Origin of the sequence: Microvirga brassicacearum (genome assembly GCF_008757455.1) — a bacterium.
Taxonomy (GTDB): Bacteria; Pseudomonadota; Alphaproteobacteria; order Rhizobiales; family Beijerinckiaceae; genus Microvirga; species Microvirga brassicacearum.
In genome coordinates, this window is record NZ_VCMV01000033.1 from 69,528 (window position 1) to 74,337 (window position 4,810).

Here is a 4,810-nt window from a genome sequence, read left to right on the forward strand (position 1 = left end):
TCTCCGACTGGATGGAGCAGATCATCCCACCTACGCCGATCTGGACGACGCCCAAAAGGGGACCCGTCCGCGCCTGGCCAGAGGGCGGTAGGCACCTTCGCCCTTCTGCTCGGTAGCGCATTTCCACAAACGGCTTACCCGAACTTCTCGTCGTAAGACATTGATGGATATAGCACGCACGGACTCCAGGCCCGGAAGGTCTCAAAATGGCGCGACCGCGACATCCGCGGACGCCAGCTCTACGTCCGCTTCGGGATAGATCGCCCGTGGATCGAACGACTGTCATGCGGCGCTTATCCGTCCGGCAGTATGGGGTGTCTCCTGACGACCCCAATTTTATTCATGTGTGATTCTGGAAGTTCAAAACCGACGCGCGAACGTACTGCGGGATATTCAGGTAGGCAGACCAGGCCGCTTTACCTAGGTGTCCTCTGAGCTTCACCTCACTGCTCAACGGATATTCGGATGGATCACCGCAATCCGGAACAATGTGGATGGCATGGATGATCTTGTTGCAGGCCTGATCGAAAGTAAGCGGGATCTCTGGCTTGTCGTTCAGAATGTCTGGCTGAAGGGTTCCACAGTTCATGACGATCGGCTGGTGCTGCGGTTCTGCTGGATCGGCTCGCAAGTGACTCATATGTTCCAGGTGAATGCGATTGGCAATCGCGGTACCTACGAGCAGGTGAATGATCTCGTCAGAGAATTGAGCGTCCCGCATCACCCGCAGCGGATCGTCCGAGTTCGGAGCGAGGTCGAAAAGTCGCTCGTCGCCACTGAACACCATAAAGAGTCGGTAGAGGTCCCGGAGGGCGATCGCCGAATTCAGCTCGAAATTATTACGTCCGTAAATACCCAAAGCCGCATGTCCTAGTTCGTGACGAGGGACCGTAGCATACTTATAGTTTGGCTGGTGCCGCCTGTAGGCCGATGCATCGAAGGAGTGGGCGTTCCCAACCGCGCAATCGCGAGGTCCGCGAGGGGACAGATTTGCCGCCCCTTCAGAACATTCTAATGTCTACTTTTAGAATGCGGCGATAGACCGCTGAACGGCGGAAAAGGGCGCGAACCAGACATTAGAGAAGCGCGCGGCAACGACCGCTCGTGGCATGAAGCAGTAGTAGCGCTTCGGTCGGCTTACGAGGGCTAAGCGGACTACAAACGGTTTCGCTCTACATCTCACTTTGTGAAGGGTTTGGGATGCCGGCTATCGCAAACGCAGGCAGGTGCACTGGGCCGGCGCACTCCGACCGTATCCGCCATTTCCGCACCGCGTGACCCCAATGCCGTGCGCGGCCCCGCGGTCGGTATCATCCGCCGTCTGATGCTCGATCTCCGCATTGATCTCTGCTCCCAGGAGCACGACGATAGCGGACGCCCATATCCAAGTCATGAAACCGATGACCGCTCCCAGCGAGCCGTAGGTTTCGTTGTAATTACCAAAGTTCGAGACATACCAGGAGAAAAGGACCGACACGACGATCCAAAGGAGGGCCGCGACCAGTCCACCCGGTGTCACCCAACGCCATTTCGCAAGCTTCCGACTCGGGGCATAGCGGTAAAGCGCCGCGAGACCACCTACGACGCACAGCAGAAGAAGAGGCCAACGCCCCAATCTTATCAACCATTCTAGGCCCGTGGTAAGGTCGACGAATTCGAAGGCGATCGGGAGCACGACAATCGTCCCCATCGCGATCAGTCCGAATGCCAGTGCACCGATTGTGAAAGCAAGGGACATTGCGTTGAGCTTCACGAAGCTCCTTTTCTCGTCCTCGTCGTACACGATATTCAGAGCGTCGAAGATAGCTTTCATACCGGCGTTCGCGCTCCAAAGTGCGACGACCAGACCGAATGCGAAGCTGAAGCCTAGCGTCCGGCCGCCCTGAGAAGCGATGCGCCGAACTTGATCTCCGACGATCTCCAATGCCCCTTCGGGAAGAATTCCTGACAGTGCTTTAAGATGTTCTTCGATGGTACCGGGATCCGCAAACAGCCCGTACAGGGAAACCAAAGCGGCGATGGCAGGAAATATTGCCAAGAGCGAGTAATAGGTTACCCCGGCGGCCAAGGCCATAACCCGGTCTTTCCCGAACTCCTCGTAGGTCCTCCAAAGAATGTCCTTCCAACCGACAGTTGGGATTTTCTCCGGACTGTCTGCGTGCCTACCCCTTCCGGCCTCTGTCTTAGCTTCCGGATCGGCGGCGGGCTGCTTCTCGGCAAAGCCGGACTTGCTCCTCTCGGCCGGAGAGGCTTCGCTGGAAGGAATGCCTCTGCCAGGTGCGAGAAATTTGACAATCAAGAACCCGGCTGCCGCCGCACCAAGTGTGCCCAGCAGAGATGACGATTCTTGCGATGTTGCGGATGAACCATGGTCGGGAGTCATGAAAGCAGCGTACTCCGATTGCCGCCTTGGGCTGCAACCAACACACGGGACGTCTCGGAGGTTCCGACTCCGGTGCATTCATAAACGGATCCCGACCTCGTTAATGGGAATGGCAAATCTCTGGCCGTCGAGGAGAGCCAATCCAGCTTCTCGTTGAGAGGAGGCGCCGTGCCGCCCACTCCTCAGGTCCCATAGTGAGGCGGCACATTCCAGTGGTCACGCATTTCCCGCTCACGCTTGCGATCGCGCCAGAGCTTCTCGTCGCCGACGGGCGCGTCGGTCAGCTCCGCAGGGGTGATGTTGGTGCGATATCCGCCAAGAGTTGGATCATAGGCGAGTTTCTCCCATGGGACGGTGTGAGCTTTGGTTCCAATCCTGAGAAAGCCGCCGAAGGTCATAACAGCATAGACCACACGTCCACTCACCTTCTCGATGATGAGGTGATGGATGGTGCCGATATGCTTGCCTGAGGGCGCGTAGACTCGAGTTCCCTCGACCCGGCTACTTTCGATGAGCGGATGTGTGGACTTTGTATCTGATGGAGATTCGGGTTGGGTCATCGCAAACCACCTCCGAGCTGCCCGGGGCGACGAGCAGGATTATTCAAAAGCAGTCATTTTGGCGCTGTCCATCGGCTTTCTCCGGGGGGCAAACCTCAGGCATCGCGCGGCAGGGCGGTGTAGACCCTGATGATGAATTGGTGAAACTCCGCCATGTAGTCGCGGAGGAACTTGGCCGTGGACTCGTTCGTGACCTCGCCCTCATTGGTGATGAGCCCGGGCGTGAACTGGATATAGGCCTCCGGGGCATTCATCTGCGGTGAGTTGCAGAAGCTGAGTACGCTGCGCAATTGCTGCTGCGCCACGGCGGTGCCAATGGCGCCCGGCGAGGTGCCGATCACGGCCGAGGGTTTGCGCGTGAACGAGTTCTTTCCGTACGGTCGGCTGGCCCAGTCGATGGCGTTCTTCAGCCCGCCCGGGATCGAGCGGTTATACTCGGGCGTCACGAACAGCACAGCATCAACCGCCGCGATGGCTTCTTTGAAGGCGCTGGCGACGGCCGGGTAAGCGGCGTCGTAGTCGTAGCTGTAGAGCGGCAGGTCCTTGATCGGGATCTCCATGAACTCAAGGTGCTCAGGAGCGACGCGGGTCAGGGCGATGGCGAGTTTGCGGTTGATCGAGTCCTTGGCAAGGCTGCCGATCAAATAGCCGACTTTGAACGTGGTCATGGGACTCTCTCCTATGCGCGGTTGGCGAGTCTTCAAGCCATCCCGGAAGTTGGAGGAAATCGCGTGTTCCAAGCGGATTGTTCCGCAATGCCAAACCCGTCAGAGGAACAGCGGAACATAAAGCAGGCTAACGGTGCCCGCCAGCACCAGCACGACGACCACCGTGGCTCCGAGCGAGCCTTTGTCTTGGTTACGGTTCATGGCTTTTGCCATTCGATGGCCACCTGAAGGCTCGTGTCAGTGTTGGACACGACCCAGCCCACCGGGCTATGGGCGCGACGATGCCAAACGCAAAGGATGCAATACGAACGATCATGATAGTCACCTCTTTCGCACGTCACGAGCGCATCACGTGCCGGGCATGCATTATTGCTGTTGGAATGCGAGTCGCGGTGCGGTCCCGCACGAACCGATGCAGGACCACCAGGCGGTCTTGGGTATGCCGGCCCGATGGAACGGACGCGGCGAGACGCCGAAGATGCCCGGTCTGCGCGATGGGGCCGACCATTTCAGCAACCACGCCGAGCATGGCAGACGCCATTGCTGGCCAACATCGCAGCAATGGCGGAACGGCAGGCGGAATAGTCATCGTAACGTCACGGTGCAAAGCTAACGAAAGCTCAATGTTGTCTTTGATCGATTGCGAGTAGTGATGCTCAACGAAGAATTCGAATCCGACTTTCGCGACGAATGCCCTAGTTCCGCGTTGCTGATAGCGTCTGGAATCGCCGTAAGTCTTGTTTTCGTGGCTGCGCTGTTCCTAAGTTAGCACCAGACATAGCTTCGCGCGCGGCCGTACTTTGCGTGTCGAGAGTCTTCAATCGATTGAACGAGTGCATTTCCGCCAAATTGGAACGACACCGGGTTATTTAGCGGAACGCAGAAAGCTTGAGGCGGTAGAACAAGGCACGCCCGTCCGGCACCATTTGCAGCAGGAAGTCGTAGTCCTGGCGGCCGACGGTGTGCATCAATTCGACGACGGCAATGGTGCTGTGGTTGACGGTTCGCAGGTCCACGAGACCCTGAATCTCCTCGGGCGCCAGCCCTGCATCCGGTCGATGTAGACGGTGGTATCGAGCAGCAGGGCATTGCCAGGTTCCGCCTCGGGCCCAACGAACGGCAGGTCCGCATCCGACCGTCGGGCAAGTGCGCGCCACCTGTCCGGCCGCGCCCAACGGACGACCTTGTCGAGGTCAAAT

The 4,810-nt window shown here is 58.3% G+C and carries 5 protein-coding genes; all 5 read right to left on the reverse strand.

The window, feature by feature from the left end:
- Window positions 1-340: 340 nt before the first annotated feature.
- Window positions 341-859: a hypothetical protein gene (locus tag FEZ63_RS18125; RefSeq protein WP_150947087.1), complete on the reverse strand. Its 519-nt coding sequence runs from the start codon at window positions 857-859 to the stop codon at window positions 341-343.
- 348 nt (window positions 860-1,207) lie between these two features.
- Window positions 1,208-2,383: a YihY/virulence factor BrkB family protein gene (locus tag FEZ63_RS18130; RefSeq protein ID WP_338042233.1), complete on the reverse strand. Its 1,176-nt coding sequence runs from the start codon at window positions 2,381-2,383 to the stop codon at window positions 1,208-1,210.
- Window positions 2,384-2,565: 182 nt separating this feature from the next.
- Window positions 2,566-2,943, reverse strand: coding sequence for a PRC-barrel domain-containing protein (locus FEZ63_RS18135; RefSeq protein WP_150947089.1), 378 nt, complete (start codon window positions 2,941-2,943; stop codon window positions 2,566-2,568).
- 95 nt (window positions 2,944-3,038) lie between these two features.
- A complete protein-coding gene (locus tag FEZ63_RS18140) occupies window positions 3,039-3,611 on the reverse strand; it encodes an NADPH-dependent FMN reductase (protein WP_150947091.1) in 573 nt (190 codons plus the stop codon).
- An 869-nt stretch (window positions 3,612-4,480) separates the two neighbouring features.
- On the reverse strand, window positions 4,481-4,627 hold the full coding sequence (locus FEZ63_RS25220; protein ID WP_201274198.1) for a hypothetical protein: 147 nt from the start codon (window positions 4,625-4,627) through the stop codon (window positions 4,481-4,483).
- Window positions 4,628-4,810 lie beyond the last annotated feature (183 nt).